1 protein-coding gene is annotated in these 246 nt (G+C 39.8%); it reads right to left on the reverse strand.

Annotated features, from left to right (window positions below; all coding sequences use genetic code 11):
- Positions 1-246, reverse strand: a 246-nt coding sequence (locus AAEY57_RS20795; RefSeq protein ID WP_350608759.1) for a DUF5117 domain-containing protein, incomplete at both ends; no start/stop codon positions are given.

Below are 246 nucleotides of genomic sequence, written 5' to 3' on the forward strand. Positions count from 1 at the left end.
ATGTACATCACTTAATAAATAAGGCGTGTAATCAATAAGTGCTGTGGCTTTATCTTCTGCGACTACTTTAAAACCAGCAAGTATACTTGATGCAAACGCTTCTTTAATACTTTGCTGTTCGGCCTTGTTACTTGTGTTAGCACGATAGTAAGTATTTACAGCCCGCAGCATTACTTTGTCGCCAAAACGCTCAAACTGCACAAGGTGAGTATTACCAAGCTGACCTCTATCAAGGCCTATATCGTT

Source organism: Pseudoalteromonas sp. MER144-MNA-CIBAN-0113, from assembly GCF_040308965.1.
Taxonomy (GTDB): Bacteria; Pseudomonadota; Gammaproteobacteria; order Enterobacterales; family Alteromonadaceae; genus Pseudoalteromonas; species Pseudoalteromonas tetraodonis.